Here is a 23,616-nt window from a genome sequence, read left to right on the forward strand (position 1 = left end):
TAAGGAGAGAATGGATTTTGCAGGAAAAAGCGGGATATAAAACAATTGCACTTGATATTGCTGGAAGAATTGTCAGAGGGGAATTCCCTTTGAATAGCAAGATTTCAGGCCGCTCCTTACTAGCCAGCCACTATCATGTATCTCCTGAAACCATCCGTAAGGCCGTCGCTTTGCTTAAAGATGAGAACATCGTGTCCGTCTCCCAAGGCAAGGAGATCATTGTCCTTTCGGACCAGAAAGCTCTTGAATACACGATTCGTAATAACCAATTAAAGACTGCCCATTCGTTAAAGAGGGATCTGCAGCAGTTGCTTGAAGAGAAGCAACAAATGGACCGGAAGTTTGAGGAGCTAGTGCACCAAATTATGGAGGCGTCAGACAGGCTCCAGAATTTGAAGCCTTACCAACCCGTTGAAATCAAAATTCAAGAACATTCTCATGTCGTAGGGAAGACGATTGGCAACCTGCAGTTTTGGCAAAACACAGGGGCAACCATTATTGCCTTGCGGAGAGGCACCGAAATTACGATATCTCCAGGACCGCATGTGGTGCTCAGAGAAAATGACATTATCATAGCCGTCGGGGATGACAAAATGAACGAGAGAACGGAAGTTTTTATCAATAAAAAAGAGCCCAACCAGTAAAGTACGAGTAAAGCGCGAGTAAAGCACGATGAGCCAGATCCAAAGGGATCTGGTTTTTTCATGCGCAAACATTACCACTTATTAACATACAATTTACATTTACGAATAAGGTTGTCAGTTGGATGGGGGTCTGTTATATTAAAAGACATACACTTAGGGCTAACGCCAACTCTGAAAGCAAGTGTAGAAGGGAGAGTGCCATGCTTAAATTTGAACATGTTACAAAACGGTATCCAAACGGACATGTGGCTGTGAAAGATTTGAATTTTGAAATCGCTGCGGGTGAAATTCTGGTTCTGATTGGCCCGAGCGGTTGTGGCAAAACAACCACGATGAAAATGATCAATCGCCTGATTGAACACACATCCGGGAACATATTCATTCATGATAAAGATGTCAATCTTCAGAACCCGGATAAGCTCCGCAGAGACGTCGGGTACGTCATTCAACAGGTAGGGCTGTTTCCTCATTACACCATTGAAGATAATATTGGACTTATTCCTCAGCTGAAAGGCTGGGAGAAGAAGCGGAAGCATCAGAAAGTCCAAGATATGCTTCGCCTCGTAGGACTTGACCCCGAAATTTATGCCTCCAGGTACCCCAAACAGTTGTCCGGCGGCCAGCAGCAGCGTATAGGCGTTGCAAGAGCGTTAGCCGGTGAACCTGACATTATTTTAATGGATGAACCTTTCGGAGCCCTTGATCCGATCACTCGGGAACAACTGCAGGATGAGCTGCTTAGACTTCAGAAAGAAGTAAAGAAGACCATTGTTTTTGTTACCCATGATATGGATGAAGCTCTGAAGCTTGGCGATAAGATTGCTATCATGAAAGACGGGGAGCTGGTGCAATTAGATTCTCCTGAGCAAATTTTAAGTCAGCCAGCGAATGCGTTTGTTGAAGATTTTATTGGGAAGAATAGAATTTTTCAAAACCCCGAATATATCCCTGTTCATTCCGTTATGCGCGATAATCCTTCCTTTACCTTACCGGACCGAAATCTGGGCAAAGCACTTGCTTACATGAGGCAGAAAAAGATAGATACTCTTCTTGTCTGCGATTCCAGCAATAAACTGATTGGCATAGCTTCAGCTTACGATGTAGTGGCCGGACTGGATCATCATGAAACCATCGGCGAAGTTACACATCCGCCGGCGATCGTCCTGGAAGAAACGGCAACCGCCAAGGAAGCGCTGCTGTTAATCGGCAAAGCCCCTTACGGCATCATTCCCGTTGTCGATCACGAAGGCACAATCAAGGGAGTTGTTACCCGGAGCAGTCTGCTTACCGCCTTCACTGCACAATGGTCTGACGGGCAGAAGGAGGTTGGGGCATGAATCAGAAGTCGCTTATGCAGCAAATCATTCAGCAGCTTGACAGCAGATGGCAGGATTTAATATCCGCGCTGTTGATCCATATCGAACTCGTATTTCTTTCCATGATTTTTGCGATCCTTGTAGGCATCTCCTTAGGCATCTGTATTACGCGTGTTCCCCGCCTGAAGGGCATTACGCTGGGGACAGCCGGAATTCTGCAGACGATTCCGAGTCTTGCCCTGTTAGGTTTTATGATTCCCTTCTTCGGGATTGGCATGAACACTGCAGTTGCCGCTCTATTCCTCTACTCCTTGCTTCCCATCATCCGAAATACTTATACCGGAATTACCGATGTGGATAAGGCTGTCGTGGAGGCAGCACGGGGGATGGGGATGACGAGCAGGCAGATCCTGTTCCGCGTTCAGCTGCCGCTTGCTATGAGTGTCATTATGGCAGGGGTTCGAACGGCTACGGTCATTAATATCGGTACAGCCACACTGGCCGCATTTATTGGAGCCGGGGGGCTTGGGGAGTTTATTTTCCTCGGCATACAGAGAAATATCGAAGCGCTGACGCTGCTCGGTGCAGTCCCGGCTGCCTTGCTGGCTATCCTCATTGATTATTTATTGGGGCTGCTTGAGAAATTAACAACACCAAAAGGACTGAAAGTTTAATCATCCTTGATAGTCTTATCTATCTGAAACCGTTTGGAGGAATAACGATGAACCCTTTTTATAAAAAGTTATTTAGTTCCTCAGCCATCCTTATGTCTTTAATCCTTATTCTGGCTGCTTGTGGAAGCTCTAAAGATACGGCCGGTGCGAACAGCGGCAAAGAAATTACGATAGGTTCCAAGAACTTCACCGAAAACATATTGGTGGCCGAGATGATGGCTCAGCTGATCGAAGCCAAGACGGACATCAAGGTGAACAGGAAGCTGAACCTGGGAGGTTCCAACGTTGTCTGGACGGCTCTGAAGAATAATGAAATTCAGCTCTATCCCGATTACACAGGAACAGTTGTAGCCAACTACTACCAAGAGAAAACAGGGACGGCGGAGGAAACGCTGGAGCATGCAAGAGAACTGGTTAAACAGGATAAATTGGTCTTCCTTGACCCGCTTGGCTTTAACAATACGTATACCCTGGCTGTAACCAAGGGTACCGCCGAGAAGTATAATCTGAAGACATACTCCGATCTTGCCAAAGTATCCCCTGATTTGGTTCTGGGCGTAGAATTTGAGTTTCTGGACCGGGACGACGGTTACCCGGGTATACAAAAGCTGTATAATATGAACTTTAAAACAGCAAAAGGTATGGATCACGGCATCATGTATCAAGCGATCAAAGGCGGAGAAACCGACGTAACGAATGCCTATTCTACAGATGCCCAAATTAAAGCTAATGATCTGGTTATTTTGGAGGATGATAAACAATTTTTCCCGCCGTATTATGCAGCCCCCATCATACGCCAGGACACGCTGGATCAATATCCGGAGATTGCCGATGTGTTAAAGACAATGAATGATTCCATTACGGAAGAAGATATGCAGGATTTGAACGGGAAAGTGGACATCGAGGGATTAAAGGAAGATCAAGTAGCCCATGATTTCCTTGTCGAGAAAGGTTTGATCGAATCCTGATGCGCAATGCCGGCATAATAGCAGAAGGTGTCCCAAAAAGTGAATTTTGAAGCACCTTCAGCAATAAATCAGAATGTTATTTAAAAGAAATTAAGGAGCTAAGCGGACGGTTCTCGCTTAGCTCTTTAATTTTTCTGTTCATGGATTTTAAATTACATTTTTACAAAATAGTCGTAGAATATTCTAGCATTTAAATTATAGTAAGAGAAGCGGAAGGATTCACTAGCTGGCCAGCCATTTTCAAAGCTTTCTAAAAAATTATTAAGTTTATAGCTCTGGCATCGCCTCAGCCATGTGAGATTGGGGCGATGCGACCATTCACATTGGAGGTTTCTTAGTGAAGTTGATCAAGTATTCCATTTGTTTATGGGTATTCTTCATTGGCGCGTTACTTATCGGGGAAAGCCAAATTTTCCGTCTGGAGAATTTCACCAGTCCCTATCGCTATACGACCCTATATTTACAGTACGGTCAACAAGAACAGGATATGAAAAACGATATTCTTAAGTCTGCCCTAAATAATGATGTTGAAGTTTTTACTTTTATCAAAACTACAAATGAAGGTCTAACCGAATTCAAAATCTATGGTTCACCGGGAACGGAGAAGGAAATTAATCAAACCTCGTCTATTCATGCTAAAGAATATAAAAGTTTGTTTTTAGGGGATGTTCAATTTCATTTCTATCCTTTGGAGCAGATTCAGGGGCTTGAAAATATCCATGATTTCTATCTCATCGGCACAAGCGTTCAATCCGAACAATTTAAAACAGAACTGATCGACAAATATGCAGGGAACTTTCCTCAAGAAGGCTCGGCCGATCATGACACCTCATATACGATTATCGGGATCTGGTTGCTGATGATTATCGTTGTACTGGTCTTGACTTATTATGATGTCATCTACCAAAAGAAAGAGAATTTGATCCGTATAACCATGGGAGAACATTCAGTCGCCCTTATCTTAAAAAATATAATTACGGACACTTTATGTTACACGGTTATTTTTGTTCTCCTGTTCTTTATGCTTGGAAATATTACTTCCCTTTTTCTGTCTATACATATTTCTATTTTTGGCTTTATAGCACTTTTATTGTTAAATTCCCTAATGTATCTAATTGCACGTTCTTATCAAATAAGAGAAGCATTCTCTAATACTAAAGCTGAGTCAAGAAGACTTCTTGGCGTCAATTATGGCTTAAAGCTGTTTACGGTTATCCTTACCGTATTTGTTATATCCAGTAATTTGGTGGTTATATTTGAATCCTACAGTCTTTATAAACAAAAGCCGTTTTTCAAAGAACACTCAAGCTACTCTTACATCACTACCCGGTATAGACCGGTGATGAATAGCAATGGCGAAGGTGATCCTATGTTTACCGAAAGCGAAAAGCTGCAAACCGATTTTTATACCAGGTACTTTAGTAAAGCGAATGCTATATTGCTATCCGTCGTCCACGAACCTTTGGGAACTTCAACGCCAACGCTTATGGCCAACAGGAATGCGGTTCCTTATTTGTCCAATCATATTAAAGAACTGAAAAACCTCGACGGGGATCAGGATATTTATTTTGTTTTGCCCGCCGTGCTTGAGCATGAAAAAGGGATTCTGGACCACTTAATAGATGAGTTCACATTTTTTGAGAATCAGGAGATTAAGGATAACTATGAAGTGCTTTACTATCATGACGATGCGAATCTTGTAGCGATAAATCAGAACTCTATTTATGGGAGCGATCTTTTAAATAATCCAATCCTTATTCTTAATAATATTTCTCCAGAACAACGGCCCTTACCCTTTGATCCGAGCAGAGCTAACTACATCTATGAAATTATGTATAACATCTCTGACGAACAGTTTAACTCCTTTATTCAAGAGCACCATTTAACTGAGTCTAACGCCATATTTGCAAAATCAAATGTTTTAGCCAGGTTTAATGAAAGCTGGAGTAGCGCAAAACACCTCTTATATATTAATGCTGTATTTAGTGCCCTTGTTTTATTTCTGGAATTTATCATTATCCTTTCGATCATTAAGTTGGAATATGAAGTCCACGCCATGGAACTTTCTATAAAAAAGATTCTTGGCTACAGCTTGTGGCAAAAAAACAGAAAAATTCTCCTCCTTACTTTGATTACTACGTTCATAAGCCTGGGGATTGCTGTGACCGGGGCTTTTTTAATAGGGGTAGGCTCATCTATTTATCTGGTATTGGGAGGGGGAGTTATCCTGTTCTCTGAAGTTCTGGTTATTCTCTTTTATATCCGAAAAGTGGAAAAACAACAGCTTCAAAAAATATTGAAAGGAGGAAGCATCTCTTGATCAAGATTGAACATTTGAGCAAATCGTTTGAAGATAAAGTATTATTCCAGGACTTAAACCTAACGATTGAAACTGGCGAATTTGTAATAATTTCAGGACCCAGCGGCTGCGGGAAAACAACCCTGCTTAACCTTATCGGAGCTATAGAGAAAATAGATGAGGGATTGATCTGGGTAGACGGAATGAATATGGCGGACAAAAGAAACCATCTTTCTTTTTTTCGAACTAAGGTAGGTTTTTTATTCCAAAATTTTGCCCTGGTTGATAACAAGACGGTAAAGGAAAATTTGAATTTGATCAAGAAAGACTCCAAATCGGAACTCTCCATTTCCGACGCCTTAACGAGAGTAGGGCTTGAGGACAAGTTAAACAAAAAAGTATATACCCTTTCGGGGGGAGAACAGCAAAGAGTAGCCTTAGCCCGTTTGATGTTAAAAAAATGTGATCTGATTTTGGCTGATGAGCCTACCGGATCTTTGGATAAAGAAAATGCCGCGGTAGTGATAAAAATCCTTAAGGGCCTTAATGTGGCAGGGAAAACAATTGTGTTGGTGACTCATGACGAGGAAATAAAAAAACAAGGGAGTCGGATTATAGATTTAAGGCTAGAAAAGCCTGCCTCAATTGCGGACAACCCCCTTTATATGCTATAAAAGAGATAGTTTGTGCCCGGACGGCTTGTCCGTCAAGGGCCCTAAAATGGCCGTAAAGGAGCTGCTCAATTCTATGCCTACTGAAATGAACACGCAGGAAGTCATTAATCTGATCAAAACCAGCAAGAAGAAAACGCCGGTTAAAGTATATCTTAAAGGAAATCTGGATGCTGTATCGTTCGGGGAGAACGTAAAGACGTTTATCACCGGCGGCAGCGGCGTTGTGTTTGGCGATTGGGCCGATATTCAAGGCGTTCTTGAAGCTAACAGCGCTAATATCGAAGATTATGTTGTGGAAAATGACCGCCGCAACTCTGCAATTCCGCTGCTGGATATGAAGAACATCAACGCTCGCATCGAGCCGGGCGCTTACATTCGTGAAATGGTCAGCATTGGCGACAACGCCGTCATCATGATGGGCGCGGTGATCAACATTGGCGTATCCATCGGCGAAGGCACCATGATCGATATGGGCGCTGTCCTTGGCGGACGCGTAAAAGTCGGCAAAATGTGCCACATCGGCGCTGGCACAGTGCTGGCAGGCGTTATCGAGCCACCGTCCGCACAACCGGTAGTTGTGGAAGACGACGTATTGATCGGCGCTAACGCCGTTGTACTTGAAGGCGTACGCATCGGCGAAGGTGCCGTGGTGGCCGCAGGTGCTGTCGTGACTGAAAATGTTCCTCCGTTCACCGTAGTTGCGGGTACGCCTGCACGCGTGATCAAACAAGTGGATGACAAAACGAAATCCAAAACGGAAATTTTGGCTGAGCTTCGTACGCTGTAAGCGAACGGCTGAATTTAAACCAGCCTGCAAATCGGCCGAATCCGGATTTGGATCTGCTGCATAATTAAACAAGCTTAGAAAGCTCGGCGTACACCGCCGGGCTTTCTGTCTACATAGGACAGGGGGAAGACGTTTATGAACCAATGGGTGAAGGACAGAGAGAACATTTTGATCGGCATCCGCCGCGATCTGCACCAAATTCCGGAGCCGGGGTTTGAAGAATTTAAAACCCAGCGGTATCTGCTGAATGTTCTGGCGGGGCTGCCGCAGGAACGGATGGAGATCCGGACGTGGAGAACCGGCATTCTGGTGAAAATCACCGGCACGGGTGCCGAACCGCGCCGCAAATTCGGCTACCGCGCCGATATGGACGGGCTGCCGATCGAAGAGGAGACGGGCTATGAATTCCGCTCGACGCATAAAGGGTATATGCACGCCTGCGGACATGATCTGCACATGACGATCGGCCTGGGCATCGTCACTTATTTTGCGCAAATCGAACATGCGATCAGCGATGACCTTATCGTCATCTTCCAGCCTGCCGAAGAAGGGCCGGGCGGGGCGCAGCCGATGCTGGAGAGCGCGGAACTGGCGGACTGGATGCCGGACCAGATCGTGGCGCTGCACGTCGCGCCGGAATATCCGGTTGGCACGATTGCGACGCGCCCGGGTATTTTGTTCGCCAATACGTCGGAGCTGTTCATCGACCTTGTCGGCACCGGCGGGCATGCGGCTTATCCGCATAAAGCCAATGACATGGTGGTTGCGGCCTGCCAACTGGTCGGCCAGCTGCAGACGGTCGTCGCCCGCAACATTGATCCGCTGGATTCGGCCGTCATCACAATCGGGAAGATCGACGGCGGCACGAAGCAGAACATCATCGCCGAACGGGCGCGGCTGGAGGGTACGATCCGCACGTTGTCGGCGGAGTCGATGACGAAGATCAAATCGCGGATCGAGAACCTGGTCTCCGGCATCGAAACCGGCTTTGAATGCCAGGCTGAAATCGACTATGGCGCGAATTACCGCCAAGTCTATAACGAAGCGGAGCTGACGCGGGAGTTCATGGGATGGCTTGAGCAGCGGGAGGACGTTACGCTGTTTGAATGCACGGAAGCGATGACGGGCGAGGATTTCGGTTATTTTCTGGCGGAGATCCCCGGGTTCATGTTCTGGCTGGGCGTAGATACTCCTTACGGGCTGCATCATGCCAAGCTGGAGCCAAAGGAAGAGGCGATCAGCCTGGCGGTATCGACGGTAGCCGATTATCTGACCTGGAAGTCGGGTCAGCCCGTCTAAAAGGTGTGACTATAATCACCATTTCATAGGGTGTCCTTTTTTACAATGGATTTGTTATTACAAATTTGAAGTATTCTAACGAATCCCATGGAAAGAAGGAACCCTCATGTTAAGTCAGCAAACGATAGAAATTATAAAATCGACCGTTCCGGTCTTGGAAGTTCATGGACAGACGATTACCTCTGTTTTTTATAAAAAAATGTTCGAAGCTCATCCGGAGCTGCTCCATATATTCAACCAGGCCAACCAGCGGCAGGGCAAACAATCGACGGCGCTGGCCGGTGCCGTTTACGCGGCTGCCGCCAACATTGACCGGCTGGAGAATATTTTGCCGGTTGTGAAGCAGATCGCTCAGAAGCACCGGGCGCTGCAGATCAAACCGGAGCATTATCCGATCGTCGGGGAGAATCTGCTTGCCGCGATTAAAGAGGTGCTCGGAGAAGCAGCAACGCCGGAGATTATGGAAGCTTGGAGCCAGGCTTACGGCGTGATTGCCGACGCGTTTATCGGCATTGAAGCCGAGATGTACAAGGAAGCCGAAGAAGCCAAAGGGGGATGGTCCGGCTACCGGGCTTTTGTGGTGGAGCGGAAAGTGAAGGAGAGCGAAGTCATTACTTCTTTTTATCTAAAACCGCAGGACGGCGGCGAGATCGCTTCTTATCTCCCAGGCCAATACATCACTCTGCGCGTGCAGCCGGAAGGCTCGGCTTATACGCATATCCGGCACTACAGCTTGTCTGCGGCTCCAGGCGGAAAGGTCTACCGGATTTCCGTCCGGCGCGAGGAGGCTGGGGAAGGAAAACCGGCGGGCGTTGTATCCAATTACCTGCATGATCAGGTGCGGGAAGGAAGCATTGTTGATGTGAGTTCGCCGGCGGGTGTCTTTACGTTGGACCAGCAGCGGAATACTCCTGTCGTACTGATTAGCGGAGGCGTAGGTTTGACGCCGATGGTGAGCATGCTGGAGACGCTGCTGAAGGAGCAGCCGCACCGCAAGGTGACGTACATTCATGCTGCGGAAAACGGAAGTTATCATGCGATGAAGCCGCATATCGAAGAGCTTGAAGCGAAACACGAACAAATGACTTCTTATGTTTGTTATAAAAATCCGCTGGAAGGGGACAGCTGCCACAAAACCGGGTATATCGACGAAACCTGGCTTCGGCAGATTGCCGATCCGGCCGCCGATTTTTATTTCTGCGGACCGGTTCCGTTCATGCGCACGGTTTACGTTGCCTTGAATCAAATGGGGATACCGGAAGACCGGATCCATTATGAGTTTTTTGGACCGGCTGCCGAGCTTCAGGAGGCCTGATTTGAGGATTTTGTTTGAGGGTTTGGTTTTTTAGCCCGCCGCGTCGGAATGAATAGGATTTACAGATCGAAATGGAGCTTTCATCACGGATCCCCCTGGACAGAACGTTTTTGCGAAAACGTCTGTTCAGGGGGATTTTTTTGCTTATGAGAGAAATTAGCGACTTAAGAAACAACGACTTAGGAAAACAACGACTTAGAAACAACGGCTAAAAAAATTAATGACTTAAAAAATATCTGTACACCTTCTCCAGCTTCTCTGCCTGCCGGCCCTTCGGGCTCTCCATACTGCCGAACTCAAACATTTTCACCTTTTTGATGCCTACGAAATTTAATAAAGCCCGTTTCATCAGGATCTTGGGAGCATTGTTCAGGTAAATCAGCGGATAACCGGCCGGACCTTTCATGGTGGAAATACAGACGGCGCTTTTGCCCTTCAGCAGCCCTTCCGGAAAAGGGCCTTTTTTATCCCGGTAGGCGAAATTGGACGCAAACATTTGATCAATATAGCCGAGCAGCATGGCCGGAGGGCGGCCCCACCAGATCGGATAAACAAACACGAGCCGGTCCGCCCACGTAATCTGCTGCCTGTATGTTTCGAGGGCCGGGTTGCGGTGCATATCCCTTCTGCGCTGTTCCTCGTTAAAAACCAGTAACGGATCAAACCCTTCGGCATACAAATCGAGCACCTGGACCTCGGCCGAATCTGGATTCTCCTCGCAGCCCTGAAGCACCTTCTGCAGAAATGCGTAGCAAAGGCTGTCGTGATTGGGATGCGCATAAATAATTAACGTTTTCATAGATAAAGCGGCCACCTCCCTTGTATGAGTTTACTTGAACATAGATTGCACTAGAAAAAGCCCACTCCCTAAGGAATGAGCTTCTTTTCTATTCTTTCTCCAGCTTGCCCACAAATCCTTCCAACCGGTCAAGCGCCCGCTCCAGCGCTTCTTGAGCATACGCATAAGAGATGCGGATATAGCCTTCCCCATATTCGGAAAAAGCACTGCCCGGCACTACGGCCACGCCGGCTTCATCCAAAAGCCTTAACGCGAAGTCCATGGACTTCAAGCCAAACTTTTCTACCGATACAAAAAGATAAAAGGCGCCTTCCGGCTTCACAAGCGGAAGTCCCATCGCGGTCAGACGGTCGTAAACGTAGTCTCGCCGTTCCCGGTAGGCCTCCCGCATCGGCAGCGCGTCGTCATAACCGTTAGTCAGCGCCTCCAGCGCCGCGTATTGGCTGACCGAGCTGGCGCAGGTGACGTTGTACTGGTGTACTTTCAGCATATGTTTCGTAATTTCCGCAGGCGCAAAAGTGAAGCCTATTCTCCAGCCTGTCATGGAATGGGATTTGGATAACCCGTTGATGACGACGGTTTTCCCGCGCATGCCGTTCATGGCAGCGATGGAGTGATGCCCGCCTTCATAGATCAGCTCGCTGTAAATCTCGTCGGAGATGACGAATATTTCTTGTTCGGCCAGCAGCGCCGCAATTTCCTGCAATTCCTCGCGGGCCAAAACCCTGCCTGTAGGATTGGAAGGATAGCCAAGCACGACGATTTTGGTCCGCGGCGTAAGTTTGGCGGCGATCAGGTCGGCCGTCATTTTAAAGCCGGTGCCGCGTGTATCGACGTATACGGGAACCCCGCCCGACAAGCGGATGAGCGGTTCGTATCCCGGATAAATCGGCCCTTGAAGAATAACCTCGTCCCCCGGGCTCAGCAGCGTGCGCAGCGCGATATCCAGCGCTTCGCTGGCCCCGTTTGTTACGATTACCTCATCCGCACCGTTGTAGGATAAGTCGTATTTGCTGCGGAGGAAATCGGCCGCCGCCTCGCGCAGCGCCGGAAGCCCGGCATTTGGCGTATAGACGGTGCGTCCCTCGTCAAGAGCCTGTTTGGCCGCTTCAATAATGTGGGCGGGAGTCGGAAAGTCCGGCTGCCCGATGGTCAGAGACAAGGCACCCGGATATTCCGCAACCTTGTTGGCGATCTGGCGGATGCCGCTAATTTGAATGTCTCGTACGTTAGCGTTGATTAAATGTTCCATAAGTCCTTCAGGCACCTGCCTTTGTCCGTAGTCAAAAAAATCTCTATGACTAGTGTACAACAGGAGGGAGGAGATGGGTATAGGTCAGGTTTAGGCTTCCTCCGCAAGCGCCCATACGGACACGCTGCCGCCATTTACCTTAAACTCGGCAAAGCCGTCTTCGCCGATTTCGATCTGCTCATTGCGGTTGCCGGTCAGGTCCGCCCAGACCTCTCCGGCCCGGTTTTTCCCGACCGACATGCGTTTGCTGCCCTCCGCTCCGTTCGCTATCAGCACGGCGCAGCCGGAACCGGGCAGTTCCTTGTCGCCCGTGCGGACCCAGCCGATGGTGTTCGGATGGTCAAAATAATCCTGCTGCTCGCCGTAGGCTTTTTGGGCCCGTGCATAAAGAAGGGGATCCAGGGCTTCCTTTTTCCCTGGAATAGGGTTCTCTCCTCCAATACCGAAATAATCGCCGTAGAAGACGACCGGGTAACCATCCTTGCGCAGCAGAATAAGCGCATAAGCGCTTTGTTTGAACCAGTCCTGTACCCAGGACTCCAGCGATTCGTTCGGCTGGGAATCATGATTGTCCACGAAGGTCACCGCGTTTAAAGGATGGGAGGCGACAAGCGTGTCATCAAAGATTGTACGCAGGTCAAAGCTTTTTCCGCCGGCGGAAGCCGCCTGCAGCTTGTAGTGGAGCGAGACGTCAAACAAATCGATCTTGTAATCGACGTTGTCGAGAAATTGGCGGCAGTTGTTCAAATCCGGATTCCAGAACTCGCCGACCATGTAAAAGTTTTCGCCCCGCTTCTCCTTCATGGCCGCGGCAAACTCCCGGATAAAGTTGTGGTTGATGTGCTTGATTGCGTCAAGCCGCAGGCCGCCGCAGCCGGTAGTATCCAGCAGCCATTCGCCCCATTTGATCATTTCCTCGCGTACAAGAGGGTGGTTGTAGTCGATATTGGCGAACATTAAATAATCGTAATTGCCGAACTCATTGTCGACGTTTTTATTCCAGTCCTTATTTTCCCCGAGAATACGGTAGATGCCTTTGCGTTTCTTGCTTTGGTCGTAGTCCGTTCCGTTAAAATGCTCGAAATTCCAGGTGAAGGAGGAATATTCCCCCTTGCGCCCCGAAAAAGTAAACTTGGTCCAGCCTTCGATTTCGAAGGGCTCGGAGATCACCTCCGTCCGGTTGTCGGGATTGACCTCCACGACTTTGAAGGTTTCCGTTTCGTCGGCTCCGGCTTTATGGTTCATGACTACATCGATATAGACCTCGATCCCGTGATTGCGGCAAATCTCGATGGCGTTAAGCAGCTGCTTTTTTGTTCCGTATTTGGTGCTGACCTTGCCTTTCTGGTCGAACTCGCCGAGATCGTACAAATCGTAGACGGCATAACCGGTATCTTCCGGCGTTTGTGCTTTGGTCACCGGCGGAATCCAGACCGAATCGATGCCGGTTTCCTTCAGCTTTGGCGCAAGCTCGGCCAGCCTGTCCCAGTGTTTCCCGTCCGCGGGCAGATGCCATTCGAAAAACTGCATAATCGTATGATTTCGTTTCATGCTTGACGGCCTCCTTCTCTGATATATCAAAGTTACCCTGCGAGCGGGCATTTCTAATCACGACCGCCAAAAGAAACTTAGTTTTCAATCGGATAGTTGAACATTTTCGTACGCACGATATAGTAATAATATGGACATAGATGCCTTTATTTAACAGAACGAGGTGACAGAAAAGAATGGAGGCGCGTTTTGCGCTTCCGTTCGAAGACTAGATGACGGATACCGAGAAGCCTCAGACAAAAATGTGCATGTTTTGCAAGCAAATCAAACCCCTGCACGATTTCAGGCGGAGGACCGGCCGGAGAGCCGGCGCCGGATCGCGCCGCGGACCCTGCAGGGATTGCCGCGAGCTGCTGCAAAAGGAGAAGGAGCTGGGAGTGGCCGTGGTGGCGGCGGATCAGAATCCGGCGGCAGAAACAAGCAGCTCCCCTAAAAAGAGAAAACGAAACCCAAAGAAGGACAAAGCCGGTCCTCGGATTGAACCGGGCCAACCGGCTGGAGCAACGGAACAAAATGAGACCGTGAAACGGAGTGAGACCGGCAAACGGAAAGGAACCGGCAGGCCGAATGCCCCCATGCACAATGAGCCAAACAAGCCTGCCGTTGGAATTAAGCAGATCAATGAACTAAAGCAGATCAATGAGCTAAAGCAGATCGGCGGAACCAAACAAACCGGCCCGACCAGCAAAGCCAAGGCAGTTAAAGGGCCGCAAAAATCAAATGGAACCCGGGTTTCAGACGGACGGCCGCATGCCAAAGGGAACGGGCACGACACAGGGGCCGGGCACGCTAAAGCCGGACATCCGGCTCAGGAGTCTTCCGGGAATCCCTCGGCGTTACCCGGCGTTTCCATCGCCGCAGTGCCGCTTCAGGAGGAGGAACAGCAGTTAAAGCCGATGCGTTCCGGATTCGTGCGTATGCGCGGGAAAAGCGACAAAGGCCGCCGCTGGCAGCAGGAGATCGAACTGGATCTGGCCAGGCTGCTCGTGCGGGAGAAAGCCGCAGTCATTGTGAACCGGCATACGATCCGCAGGCTGTTTACCAACAGAGAGTTCAAAAGGTTCATTTTGGAAAGGGACCGGTATACCTGTTATTTCTGCGGTCAATATGGCGACACGATCGACCACCTGCTCCCACGGGCCAAGGGAGGACATACGACGCCAGTCAATTGTGTTTGCGCCTGCAATTCCTGCAACCAGAGCAAAGCGGACAAGGACGTGGAGGATTTTATGTCCGCGGCTCCGAAGCCGGTGGGAGAGGATGATCAGGCAGGACGAGAAGGTTAAGCGAAGTCAAACAAAGAAGCCAAGCTAATGCATAAGCAAAAATAAAAGAAAGCCAAGCCGGGACAATTCCTCCGCCTCCCTTGGGAACCGCTCGCGCGTTTTCCCGCCAGGATAAGCGGAGCTGCTGTCCGGCTTGGCTTTTTCAACACAGCCTATAACTAAAACCTACAAAGCCCAAATACGGGTTAAGGGCCCGTGTTTTCCGTAAACGGGGTCCATTTCCGGCACAGGCACCTGGCTGATTTCCTCAAGCGCATCGGGGCGGTCGCCCGGCTTGCCGGTGCGGGTGTTGTATTCGATCCCGTCCGGATAAGCGCCGGTAACACGGAAATCGGGGCTGGCGCTTATTTTTTTGTGCCCGGTCCCTGCAGGAAGGACAATCACGTCCCCGGCATGAAGCTCCAGTTCCTCGCCTTGTTCCCCGCCGATCTTAAGCCGCGCCGTGCCGCTGACGACGCCAAGCACTTCATGGCTGTTGCTGTGATAATGATGGTAATCGAAGACGCCGTTTGTCCAGCTGTTCCGCCAGTTGTGCTTATTAAAGAGCGCTTCCGCCCCGGGCGGGTTGCTTTCCAGGGCGCCGGCATAGATCAGCACGGGCAACCGGGGGTGGTTGGGGATGACGCCGTCATCTTGAAAGAACAGTTTTTTCAGTTCCGCATCGGGCATATCTGCCGCCTCCCTAGAATAATAAATGAAGTCGGGTTTAAAACGGGATATTAAACAAATAAACAGATTGTAAATATTTTTAACGTTTTTGAGACCCGTTTTTCCGGTAAAAAGAATATGATCTAAGAAAAGATATCCAAGTAGCCGTTTGAAATTCTGCCAGATGGTTATTGAATGGTAAATATAGTGCCTTTTTAAAGGGAATGGCGCGTAAGAGGGGTGTAGAGGATGTTAAAAAGATTGGGTTCGTCGTTGTTGCTGCTTGTGGTGATTGCCGCCGGATTGTCGTTTTTGCTGCCAAAAGACGCTATTGGAGAAGGAAATGCCGCGGGCGCAACCCCAGCTCAACAGGGGACTGTATCCCAAACCACCGCTTTTACCGCTTATATCCATACCCTTAAACAAACGAACGGCGCCGTCCGCATCGAAGTGGATCCGATCGGCTGGTACCAGGGAGAGGCGGCCAGTTCGGTTTTTAAACAAGAGGACCCTGAAGGTTACGCCGAGCTTGGCGGCGCGCCGGATGACTATTATATTGTAAATCATTCGGAGGATAATATCGCTTATGCCGTAAGTCCGAATGCAGCGGTTCTGATGCAGCTTTACGATCGTGACGGCCATCCGGAAAATGCCGATATCCAGCCGAACGAAGCGATCACGCTGAATAAATTCATCCAGGTGTTTAATCAGGGCGGTTTGCTTGATCCCGCTCAATTCCCATACCACATTACCGTGCAAGACGGTAAAGTCATTAAAATCGTTCAGCAGTATATTCCTTAACGGATCACCAGCTACACCGGTTTAAACGCAATGGGCTATAAAAAAATCTAAGCTGTCCTTCCGGCGAAGGGCGGCTTTTATTTTATTTTGGGGTAAGCTGGAGAGGAAAGCGGCCGATGCGAGTGAGAGAAGACGAGTTTGCCCTTTCCATGTAAAAAAGCCGTCCCTGACGGGAGCGGCTTTGTTTTTGCTTTTTATTTTTTGTTAGTCGTATCGGATTCGGTGTAGCCAACCGGTTTGGCTACCCATTCATCCGCTTCCGGCTCGATGTCTACGCCGTTTTCCATTTTCTTTTGCTCAGCGAGGGAATCGCCCTCTTTATTGGGTTTGTTGCGGATTTCTTCTTCGTTAGGTTGACCCATGTGGAACGCCTCCTTAAGACTTGATGTGGTCTACTTTGTTTATAGTTACCCGTTAGAGGAAATTACAAACATGTTTTTTGAAAAAGAAGGAGACGCCCGGCGCGCCTAACGGCTCAGCCAGCCGGGCTTGATTCTGGTCCCGCATGCTCCCAGCGGGACTGCACCGGATAGGGGCAAGCGGCATCCCGCTGCTTGGCCCGGACGGCGACCAGGCAGCCGCAGTAACGGCACGTGGTGCCGTATTGCAGTCCCCGGCAGCCGGAGCAAACCGAGAGCCGCCGCGCGTATTCGGCATCGCCGGCGGCGGGGCGGTTCTGAACGGCGAGCTGCACGAGCCGTTCCAGCTGTTCCGGCGAGACGTGCACGCTCGCCGCTTCGGCGCAGCCCTTGCAGCCGGCCGGGGCACCGCCGGACCGTAAAGCGGGGCGCTCACCGCCGCGGGTTTCCGCCCCGGCGAGTCCGGCTGCCGGGTTTTCCGGGCCCGTTCCCGGTCTTGGCCCCGGTCTTGGACCCGGCCCTCCGGCGCCCCGGCTCATGCCAGCTCCAGCACCGCAACGGAAGCCGCGGGCAGGTCAACATGCAATACGCCCTCCTTGAACGAGATGGCGCATAAGGTGACCGGGGCCACGTGATCCGGCCGATCAAATGTGTTGTGCGCGTTCAGGGAGGTGTGCGTCAGCACGCGGCCTTTCGCCTGCACATCGGCTTCTTCCAGCCCATTCACCCGGACGTTTAGGCTGACCGGCTGGTCATGATGCAGGTTGCAGGCCGACACATAAACTTTTCCGTCGCCGCTTTTGGAGGCGGAAAAGCTGAGCTGCGGAATCGATTCGGCGCCGAAGGTGTAAGCTGGACTTTCAAATTCGAGCTCCAGCAGCTCGTTGTCCTGATGCACCTTAAACATCTCGAACACATGATACGTTGGCGTCAGCAGCATTTTATCGCCTTCGGTCAGCACCATGGCTTGCAGCACGTTGACCATCTGGGCGATGTTCGCCATTTTGACCCGGCTGCTGTATTTCTGGAACAGATTCAGGTTAATGCCGGCGATCAGCGCGTCGCGCAGCGTATTTTGCTGATAAAGAAAACCCGGATTCGTGCCCGGCTCGACGTCGCACCAGAGGCCCCATTCGTCGATGATCAGGCCGACGCGCCGGTCCGGATCGTATTTGTCCATAATGGCGGAGTGTTTGACGATCAGCTCCTCCATCTTTAAGGTGTTGCGCAGCGTGGCAAACCAGTCTTCGGTCGTAAATTCGGTAGCCGAACCTTTGCCCGTGAACCAGCTGCCCGAAGGGATCGTGTAATAATGCAGGCTGAGTCCGTCCATATGGGCGGCCGCTTCGCGCATCAGCACCTCCGTCCAGCGATAATCGTCCGAGTTTGCGCCGCAGGCGATTTTGCTGACCCTGCTGTCCCCGTAATTTCTCACGTAGGTCGCGTAACGGCGGTACAGATCCGCGTAATATTCCGGGCGCATATTGCCGCCGCAGCCCCAGTTTTCGTTGCCGACGCCAAAAAAGGCAAGCTGCCACGGCTCATCCCGGCCGCTGCTTCTGCGCAGGTCTGCCATCGGCGATTCCCCGCCAAACGTGATGTACTCCACCCATTGCTGCATTTCCTGCACCGTTCCGCTGCCTACGTTGCCGTTAATGTAAACCTCGGAGCCCAGCAGCTCGCAGAGCCGGTAAAATTCATGCGTGCCGAAATGGTTGTTTTCCTCGACGCCGCCCCAGTGGGTGTTGATCATGCGCGCCCGCTGCGCTTTCGGGCCAATTCCGTCCATCCAGTGGTATTCGTCCGCAAAACAGCCTCCCGGCCAGCGCAGCACCGGAATGTTCAGCTTTTTCAAAGCCGCAAGCACGTCGTTCCGGATGCCGTCCGTGTTCGGAATCGGCGAATCCTCGCCGACCCACAGCCCTTCGTAGATGCAGCGGCCCAAATGCTCCGCAAAATGTCCGTACAGGTGCCGGCTGATCCTCCCTTTGGTATTTTGGATGTCCAGTTTAGCAGAAATAGTCATCATGAAGCGCTCCTTTAATCAAGTGTTATGAGGGATTCAGCCCTTCACCGCGCCGGCGGTCATACCGTCGATAAAATATTTTTGGAAAGCTATAAAAAGAATGAAGATCGGCAGAATGGAAAAAAACGAACCCACGATCAGCAGATCGTAGTTGTTGCCGTACGGCGTCAGCAGCGTTTTGAGGCCGATCGGCAGCGTGTATTTGTTTTCGTTGCTGAGCACCATAAACGGCCATAAAAAGTTGTTCCAGCTGTTCATCCCATTCAGAATCGCCATGGCGGCAAAAGAAGGCTTCATGATCGGCAGGATCAGCCGGACATAAATGCCGTATTCGGTAGCTCCGTCCACGCGTCCTGCGGCAATCAGCTCTTTCGGGATCCCGCTCAGGTACTGGCGGAAGAAAAAAATCGTCGCCGCGCTGGCAATGCCGGGCAGGACGATCGCCGAATAGCTGTTCATCAGGCCGATGTTGAAGATAAGTTTGTATAAGGGCAGCAGCAAAATTTCGAACGGCACCATCATGATCAACAGCACGCAGATGAACAGAAAGTTTTTGCCGCGGAAATCGTAAGCCGAGAAGCCGTAAGCGACGGTAGCACTGATCAGCAGCGTCAGGACGACCTGGACGATTGTCAGCAGCAGCGAGTTAAAGAACCACGTGAAATAAGCGTGATCCCCGGTAAACAAATAAACGAAGTTGTCAAAGCTCATGACGTTCAAATCTAATCTCAGGTTAAGGCCGTACCGGATCAGTTCCTCGCCCGGCTTGAAGGCGGAGATGGTTACCGCATAGAAAGGCACCAGAATGAGAAAGCAGGTGACAGTAAACAAGGCAAGCAGACAGATACGGACGATCGTTGTTTTTCGCGTCACGCTCATTGGCTAATCCTCCTTCTTGAACAGGCCCGTAAACGCGAGCTGCGTCAGATTGATGATCATGGTGATGAGCAGCAGCACGATGCCGACGGCGGCCGCGTAGCCGAGGTTGTTTTTCTCGATCCCTTGGCGGTACAGGTAGCCGACGATGGTCAGACCGATATTTTTCGGGGAGTTGTTGCCGTTCCAGAGCATCATGCTTTCGATAAACATGGCGAGGCCCGCATAGATGCTGATCGTCAGCACGTAGATCGTGACCGGCTTCAGCAGCGGCATCGTAATCCGGGTGAATTTCTGAAAGCTGGACGCCCCGTCGATGGAGGCCGCCTCGTAATAATCGTCGGGGATGCTTTTCAGGCCGGATAGAAAATAAAGCATGTTCACCCCGGTCCACCTCCAGGTGGCGAGGGCCAGCAGCGCAACAAAGCCTGTAGTTTGGCCTTTCAGGAATTTTACCGGCTCCACGCCGAACCATCCCAAAAGGCTGTTGATCAGCGAACCTTCCATTTCCCCGAACATCAGCCGGAAAATGGTGCCCGCCACGACGACCGACGTCAAAGCCGGGAAAAAAAAGGAGGATTTAAAAAATTCGCGTCCCCACATCAGCCGGTTGTTGATCAGGACCGCAAACAGCATCGGAAAGGGAATCAGGATGACCAGTGTAAGCACCATATAAACGGCGCTGTTGAGCACCGCTTTTAGAAAGATGCCGTCCGTCATCAGCTTGCTGTAGTTGTCAAAGCCGATGTACTGGGATGCCTGGCCCAGTGTGATTTTTTGAAAGCTCATCTGAAAGGAACTGAGCAGGGGATAAACCCAGAAGATGGCGAAGATCAGCACGAAAGGAAGCACGAATACGTAAGGAGCGACCTTTTGGGAATACAAAAATCTTTTAATCATCGTCGCGCAACTCCTTTTAAAGGAGAGCCGCCCCTTTAGGGGCAGCTCTCCAGATTTTAGGCCGATGAAGATGAAGAGGAAGCCCCGGTTATTTCAATTCCTGCTCGATCTGCGCCTGGGCATCGTCCAGAGCCTGCTTGACGTCTTTGCCGTCTTCGAAAATTTCGTTCAGCGTCACTGTATTCAGCACGTTGTTGATCGTAGGGGAGGCAGGGACGGATTTGATCAGCTTGATTTCGTCCTTGATTTCGTTAAGCACGTCAAAAGGATTGTTAATGAAGTATTTGACGAATTCGTTATCGGGATTGTGGGTTACGTCTTTCATGGTCCAAACATCCATGTTGACCGGGTCGAAGCCAAGCGTGTTCCAGATTTCAATGTTGGCGTCCTCCGACAGCTTCGCAAAGGCCAGGAAATCTTTGGCCAGCTGAATATCTTTGGCTGTTTTGGTTACGACAGTTCCTGTACCGCCGCCGCCCACCGATCTTGGCATGCCTTGTTCAAGGACGGGAATAGGCGCGATGGCAATTTTGCCGGACAGATCGGCCATGTAGTTGGTGTAGCGGGACATCATCCAAAGAGGCATAAAGGCGGTGGCATATTTACCGGAATTGAATTCCCCGTAGGCTTCCTCTGTATCCGGCTGGCCCCCGGCAATGGTGGCGATGACGTTGTTATCCTGCAGATCCTTCAGCATCGTCAAAGCCTTCACCATTTCCGGCGAGTTGACCTTCGGATTGCCTTGGTCGTCCGTGAAGTCGGTACCCTGCTGGGCAAGCAGCATCGATTCCTCCCAGGTAGCGCTGGTATCGGCCGTTCCCATGTATTTGCCGGTTTTCTCGTAAACCTGGATGCCGGCTTTCTTGAAGTCGTCCCAGGTCACGATTTGGGTGTAATCGACGCCGGCTTCCTTCAATATTTCCGTATTGTAAAAAGCGACGGAGGCGCCGACATGGGTAGGAATGCCGTAATTAACGCCATCTTTGCTGTACAAGTCGACGCGGGATTTAACGATCGTATCCCTGTAGGGATCAATGACATCGTTAAGCGGCTCGAGCTGAGGCGTTCCCTTCAGGAAGTCCGGGAATTTGCCGAGCTCGATGTCTGCGATATCCGGCGCCCCGGTGCCGGTCTGCAGCGCGATGGACAGCTTGTTGTGCATGTCGTCATAAGGCATTACCGTCACGTTCAGCTTGATCTGCCGATCCGGGTAGGCGGCGTTCCATTTCTCCAGCATTTTCTCAAAATGTTTGCCGTGCAGCTCCACGAAGGTCCAGTAAGAAAGCTCTGTCGCATTTTCGCCGGCGCCTCCATCCAAGACGGATTGTTCGCCGCCGGAGCTGCCGGAAGATTTGCCGCAGCCGCTCATAAACAGCACGAGCGAAACGACGCTCAGCAGGATAAACCATTTTTTCAATTTCATAAATCGACCCTCCCCCAAATTTTGAACACCAATCATCCGTTCCGGAAAACTGAAGTAAACCTGAGTAAGTCCAAGCGTATAACGGGGTCCGTTTCTTTAAGCGCTTACAAGAAGATGAGGATGAAGAAATGGACTTATCTTGTTGCAGCGTTTGCCGTGAATAATTACTTGAAGGATGTGCCGTGAGGGAAATTTTAAGCCTTGGCCAGACGGATTACGTTCCAGGAAGCCTTCGGAAGCTGCGTCTGAACGAAGCCGTCTTGCAGGGAGGCGTTCCCGCCGGAGTGAGGTTTCACCCGCTCTTGATCCGCGGTATTGACCGCTTTCAGGTCGTCGGATTGAAGCACGATGTGCTCTACGACCTTATAGCCTTCAAAGCTGCGCACGTCGCAGGTTAAATCGAGGCTGTCCTCGAGATGTTTGTTGACGGCAAAGATGGTCAGTCCTTCATGCTCCTCGTCATAAACGACCGCGCTGTCCAGATAAGGGACATCGGTATAATCCTTGGTGTCGTAAAGCGGGGATTCGACGATCGGCTTCAGGGAAACGCCGCGTCCAAAGCGGGAAGCATGAAGATAAGGATAATAAATCGTCTGCTTCCAGACCCGTCCGCCGTTTTCGGTCATAATCGGGGCAATGACGTTCACCAGTTGGGCGAGACAGGCCATTTTTACGCGGTCGGCGTGTTTCAGGAAGGTGATCAGCAGGCTGCCGACCAGCAGCGCGTCTTCAAAATTGTAGACGTCCTCCAGCTGGGAAGGTGCGATGCTCCAAGGGTCAAGCCTGCGGTCAGCATCATTTGAATGGTACCAGACGTTCCATTCGTCAAAGCTGAGAAACATCGTTTTCTTGCTGCGTTTCTTGGCTTTGATGTAATCGCAGGCGGCAATGACGGTATGGATGAAATGATCCATGTCCATGGAGCGGGCCAGATAGTTGGCGGTGTCGTTATCCCTGTTGCCGTAGTATTGGTGCAGCGAAACGTAGTCAGCGACCTCATACGTATGATCCAGGGTAACGGCTTCCCATTCGGGGAAGGTCGGCATGCCCGTATTAGAGCTGCCACAGGACACGAGTTCGATATCGGGGTCGACAAGACGCATGGCTTTGGCGGTTTCGTAAGCGATCCTGCCGTATTCCGCCGGCGTCTTCTGGCCGATCTGCCAAGGACCGTCCATCTCGTTGCCAAGGCACCAGGTTTTGATGCGGTGCGGCTGCTCGAAGCCGTGCTGCTTGCGCAAATCGCTCCAGTAGCTGCCGCCGGGATGGTTGCAGTATTCGACGAGATTTCTGGCGTCATCTACACCTCGGGTGCCCAAATTAACGGCCATCATCACCTCTGAGCCGATTTCCCGCGCCCAGGCCGCAAATTCATTGGTGCCCACCCAATTGGGCTCCACTGTTCTCCAGGCCAGCTCCAGCCGGCGGGGCCTTTGCTCTGCAGGACCGACCCCGTCTTCCCAGTTGTAGCCGGAGACGAAGTTGCCGCCCGGATAACGAATAATAGGGACGCCAAGCTCCTGAATCAGCTCCTTGACGTCGCCGCGGAAGCCGCGCGGGTCCGCCGAAGGATGATCCTGCTCATAGATGCCTCCATACACGGCTCTGCCCAGATGTTCGATAAAAGAACCATAAATGCGCTTGTCGATCGGAGCGATGCGGAAAGCTTTGTCTACGATGATCCGTGCTTTCTGAATGCTTGCGGCCATAGCTGCCACC

At 50.6% G+C, this 23,616-nt stretch carries 22 protein-coding genes; 11 read left to right on the forward strand and 11 right to left on the reverse strand.

Annotation, left to right across the window (positions count from 1 at the left end; translation table 11 throughout):
- Positions 1-17: 17 nt before the first annotated feature.
- From AC3ZPD_RS07840 to hmpA, 9 genes are all read left to right on the forward strand, one after another.
- The gene (locus AC3ZPD_RS07840; protein WP_490983721.1) at positions 18-644 is read left to right on the forward strand and encodes a cation:proton antiporter regulatory subunit; all 627 of its coding nucleotides are present in this window, start codon (positions 18-20) and stop codon (positions 642-644) included.
- A 200-nt stretch (positions 645-844) separates the two neighbouring features.
- Positions 845-1,981 (forward strand): ABC transporter ATP-binding protein, encoded by a 1,137-nt coding sequence (locus AC3ZPD_RS07845; RefSeq protein WP_490983722.1) that lies wholly within the window; start codon positions 845-847, stop codon positions 1,979-1,981.
- Positions 1,978-2,634 (forward strand): ABC transporter permease, encoded by a 657-nt coding sequence (locus AC3ZPD_RS07850; RefSeq protein ID WP_490983723.1) that lies wholly within the window; start codon positions 1,978-1,980, stop codon positions 2,632-2,634. Before AC3ZPD_RS07845 ends, AC3ZPD_RS07850 begins: the two co-directional genes overlap by 4 nt.
- Before the next feature lie 47 nt (positions 2,635-2,681).
- A complete protein-coding gene (locus AC3ZPD_RS07855; RefSeq protein ID WP_490983724.1) occupies positions 2,682-3,602 on the forward strand; it encodes a glycine betaine ABC transporter substrate-binding protein in 921 nt (306 codons plus the stop codon).
- 337 nt (positions 3,603-3,939) lie between these two features.
- Entirely contained in the window at positions 3,940-5,922 is a 1,983-nt protein-coding gene (locus AC3ZPD_RS07860; protein ID WP_490983725.1) for a DUF1430 domain-containing protein, read from the forward strand.
- A complete protein-coding gene (locus AC3ZPD_RS07865) occupies positions 5,919-6,575 on the forward strand; it encodes an ATP-binding cassette domain-containing protein (RefSeq protein WP_490983726.1) in 657 nt (218 codons plus the stop codon). The genes AC3ZPD_RS07860 and AC3ZPD_RS07865 overlap by 4 nt, the downstream gene beginning before the upstream one ends.
- Positions 6,576-6,648: 73 nt before the next feature.
- The gene (gene dapD, locus AC3ZPD_RS07870; protein WP_490983727.1) at positions 6,649-7,362 is read left to right on the forward strand and encodes a 2,3,4,5-tetrahydropyridine-2,6-dicarboxylate N-acetyltransferase; all 714 of its coding nucleotides are present in this window, start codon (positions 6,649-6,651) and stop codon (positions 7,360-7,362) included.
- A gap of 135 nt (positions 7,363-7,497) precedes the next feature.
- Complete coding sequence (locus tag AC3ZPD_RS07875; protein ID WP_490983728.1) at positions 7,498-8,661, forward strand: N-acetyldiaminopimelate deacetylase; 1,164 nt, start codon at positions 7,498-7,500, stop codon at positions 8,659-8,661.
- A gap of 106 nt (positions 8,662-8,767) precedes the next feature.
- Positions 8,768-9,976: an NO-inducible flavohemoprotein gene (gene hmpA / locus AC3ZPD_RS07880; protein WP_490983729.1), complete on the forward strand. Its 1,209-nt coding sequence runs from the start codon at positions 8,768-8,770 to the stop codon at positions 9,974-9,976.
- Positions 9,977-10,193: 217 nt separating this feature from the next.
- Here the strand turns inward: hmpA and AC3ZPD_RS07885 are convergent, their stop codons facing one another.
- The 3 genes from AC3ZPD_RS07885 to AC3ZPD_RS07895 form a co-directional block, all read right to left on the reverse strand.
- Positions 10,194-10,775, reverse strand: a complete 582-nt coding sequence (locus AC3ZPD_RS07885) for an NAD(P)H-dependent oxidoreductase (RefSeq protein WP_490983730.1) — start codon at positions 10,773-10,775, stop codon at positions 10,194-10,196.
- A gap of 88 nt (positions 10,776-10,863) precedes the next feature.
- Entirely contained in the window at positions 10,864-12,027 is a 1,164-nt protein-coding gene (locus tag AC3ZPD_RS07890; protein WP_490983731.1) for an aminotransferase A, read from the reverse strand.
- A 90-nt stretch (positions 12,028-12,117) separates the two neighbouring features.
- Positions 12,118-13,578, reverse strand: a complete 1,461-nt coding sequence (locus AC3ZPD_RS07895; RefSeq protein ID WP_490983732.1) for an alpha-amylase — start codon at positions 13,576-13,578, stop codon at positions 12,118-12,120.
- Positions 13,579-13,820: 242 nt separating this feature from the next.
- Here AC3ZPD_RS07895 and AC3ZPD_RS07900 point away from each other — a divergent pair, with 242 nt between their 5' ends.
- Positions 13,821-14,864 (forward strand): HNH endonuclease, encoded by a 1,044-nt coding sequence (locus tag AC3ZPD_RS07900; protein ID WP_490983733.1) that lies wholly within the window; start codon positions 13,821-13,823, stop codon positions 14,862-14,864.
- Positions 14,865-15,029: 165 nt separating this feature from the next.
- On the opposite strand, the gene AC3ZPD_RS07905 is transcribed toward AC3ZPD_RS07900, so the two are convergent.
- On the reverse strand, positions 15,030-15,533 hold the full coding sequence (locus AC3ZPD_RS07905) for a cupin domain-containing protein (protein WP_490983734.1): 504 nt from the start codon (positions 15,531-15,533) through the stop codon (positions 15,030-15,032).
- 228 nt (positions 15,534-15,761) lie between these two features.
- On the opposite strand from AC3ZPD_RS07905, the gene AC3ZPD_RS07910 reads away from it, so the two are divergent.
- Positions 15,762-16,313, forward strand: a complete 552-nt coding sequence (locus AC3ZPD_RS07910; protein WP_490983735.1) for a hypothetical protein — start codon at positions 15,762-15,764, stop codon at positions 16,311-16,313.
- Positions 16,314-16,507: 194 nt separating this feature from the next.
- On the opposite strand, the gene AC3ZPD_RS07915 is transcribed toward AC3ZPD_RS07910, so the two are convergent.
- From AC3ZPD_RS07915 to arfA, 7 genes are all read right to left on the reverse strand, one after another.
- Complete coding sequence (locus AC3ZPD_RS07915; RefSeq protein WP_490983736.1) at positions 16,508-16,675, reverse strand: hypothetical protein; 168 nt, start codon at positions 16,673-16,675, stop codon at positions 16,508-16,510.
- A 113-nt stretch (positions 16,676-16,788) separates the two neighbouring features.
- A complete protein-coding gene (locus tag AC3ZPD_RS07920) occupies positions 16,789-17,211 on the reverse strand; it encodes a DUF6171 family protein (protein WP_490983737.1) in 423 nt (140 codons plus the stop codon).
- Positions 17,208-18,698 carry an alpha-N-arabinofuranosidase gene (locus AC3ZPD_RS07925; protein WP_490983887.1) on the reverse strand — a complete coding sequence of 497 codons (1,491 nt, stop codon included), beginning with the start codon at positions 18,696-18,698 and terminating at the stop codon, positions 17,208-17,210. The genes AC3ZPD_RS07920 and AC3ZPD_RS07925 overlap by 4 nt, the downstream gene beginning before the upstream one ends.
- Positions 18,699-18,734: 36 nt before the next feature.
- Entirely contained in the window at positions 18,735-19,577 is an 843-nt protein-coding gene (locus AC3ZPD_RS07930) for a carbohydrate ABC transporter permease (RefSeq protein WP_490983738.1), read from the reverse strand.
- A gap of 3 nt (positions 19,578-19,580) precedes the next feature.
- Positions 19,581-20,474 (reverse strand): carbohydrate ABC transporter permease, encoded by an 894-nt coding sequence (locus tag AC3ZPD_RS07935; protein ID WP_490983739.1) that lies wholly within the window; start codon positions 20,472-20,474, stop codon positions 19,581-19,583.
- A gap of 88 nt (positions 20,475-20,562) precedes the next feature.
- Positions 20,563-21,897 (reverse strand): ABC transporter substrate-binding protein, encoded by a 1,335-nt coding sequence (locus AC3ZPD_RS07940; protein ID WP_490983740.1) that lies wholly within the window; start codon positions 21,895-21,897, stop codon positions 20,563-20,565.
- 194 nt (positions 21,898-22,091) lie between these two features.
- The gene (gene arfA, locus AC3ZPD_RS07945; RefSeq protein ID WP_490983741.1) at positions 22,092-23,606 is read right to left on the reverse strand and encodes an arabinosylfuranosidase ArfA; all 1,515 of its coding nucleotides are present in this window, start codon (positions 23,604-23,606) and stop codon (positions 22,092-22,094) included.
- Positions 23,607-23,616 lie beyond the last annotated feature (10 nt).

This window comes from Paenibacillus mobilis (assembly GCF_058267595.1).